Genomic DNA, 1,919 nt, shown 5'->3' on the forward strand with positions numbered 1-1,919 from the left:
TGCAGACCTTTCGTCATGGCCTCCTACCTTTCTTTCGGGCCCCTGTCAGGGCCGATTCGTTAGCGCCCCTCCGTGTGAGGCGTTATTGCTGACGACATATTTATATCCAAAATCAGTCCATACTTCCACCTCGCCCCCGAACGGTTTTATATGAGGGGTGAACGGCATACACATATACTTCACGCATGGCACACTTTGATTTAATAAAGTTAATTTACGTGCTAAAACGCGTTTTCAATCCAAATAGCAAATGGAACTTAACTTTATTAAACCACCCTCAAATTGCATATTTCTAATATAGCTATGAATAGAATTAGCGATTCATGCCGCGTCCCAACCATTTTCATTTTTATTCAGAAAAAAGTTTGTCCTATTCATTTCTGATAAATAAATTACCGTTTACCAGACGCTTGATACCGTTCACCGGAAGCTCAGTATAAGGCCCAGCGGATACCGGCTCGCTTTACGGCCCCATTTGTAACAACTTGACTTCTCGGTATAGAAAAACGAACCCGCTTCCCCTAGGGAAACGGGTTCGTTTTCGATTATCTTCGGCCAATTTGGATAAGGCCCTCGAAGATCGTCGGAACCCTAGCGATCGAACTCCGCCAGTGCCTCGCCCAAAAGCCTCAGGCCCTCGCGAAGAACGTCTTCGCTCGCGCAGTAGCCCAGGCGTGCGCCGCAGGGAAGCTCAAAGCGGCTACCGGGGACCAGCAGCACTCCCCTCTCGGCCAACAGGCGCTTACAGAATTCCTCGTCATCCTCGGGAATATCCAGCTGGATAAACGAGGTGGATATTCCCTGCGGGGCCGTCCAGGAAACGCGATGCTGCGTATCGATCCAAGCCTGCGCGATATCGCGGTTGCCAAACACGATCTTGCGATTGCGCTCGAGAATCTTGTCCTTGTGCTCGAGCACGTATGTCGCCAGGGCATCGTTGAACACGCCGCCGCAGATCATGGTGTAGTCGCGGTAGGTGCGGATGCGGTTGGACACCTCTTCGTCGGCCACGACCCAGCCCACGCGGGCCGCAGGCGTCGAATAGGTCTTGGACACCGAGTTGGTGACAATGGCCTTCTCGTACATGTCGGCCATCGACATAAAGGCCTTGGTGTTCTCAAGCGGCAGGTACACCTCGTCGCACAGCACATAGGCGCCAGCCGAACGGGCGATCTCGGCAATCTGGCCGAGCATATCGGCATCGAGCACCGTACCGATGGGGTTCGATGCGTTGTTGATGCAGATGAGCTTGGTATTGGGACGCACCAAGCGTTTAAGCTCCTCGATATCGGGCTTCCAGCCAAGCTCCTCGCGAAGCTCCCAATACTCGACCTCGGCACCGAGCGTACGCGGAATCTCGTAGAGCGGCGCGTAGGTGGGCCACTCGGCGATGACATGGTCGCCGGGCTCGACCACGGCCATGATGGCGTTGAGGTTAGCGCCCGTGCAGCCATTGGTCTGCAGAATGTGATCGGGATTGACCTCGCGACGATACAGCTTGGCAACCTCGGCCTTAAACTCCGGAGAGCCCTCGATCCAGCCGTAGTTCATCTTCTCGCGGTCCAGGCGCTCGTAGAACGTGGCACCGTCCTGCTCATCGAGCGCGCGCAGCTCGCCCATGGTGAGCGACGAGATCGTCGACTGGGCGATGTCCCACGTGGCGCTCTTCTCCCAAACGTTGAGCCATTCCTCAACGCCAATCGTCTTAATGTCCATGGCCAAGCTCCTTACAAAAGCAGTCATCCAACCGTGTTGACGTTCCTCATACAAGATTGGGGCGGCGCGAAAACCCGCACCGCCCCAATGGGAGACATCTAACGTCAGCTAGATGTATGTATTAAGACCTATACGGGTCCTAGAAGACCTTAGAGGTCCTCACGCCAGAAGGGCATGCTCATGCAGCGCGGGCCGCCGCGGCC

The 1,919-nt window shown here is 55.0% G+C and carries 1 protein-coding gene; it reads right to left on the minus strand.

Annotated elements, in window-relative coordinates; translation table 11 throughout:
* Window positions 1-591 precede the first annotated feature (591 nt).
* Complete coding sequence (locus DW151_RS10325) at window positions 592-1,716, minus strand: aminotransferase (protein ID WP_117655984.1); 1,125 nt, start codon at window positions 1,714-1,716, stop codon at window positions 592-594.
* Between the last annotated feature and the right edge of the window lie 203 nt (window positions 1,717-1,919).

Origin of the sequence: Collinsella sp. AM13-34, from assembly GCF_003473055.1 — a bacterium.
GTDB lineage: Bacteria > Actinomycetota > Coriobacteriia > Coriobacteriales > Coriobacteriaceae > Collinsella.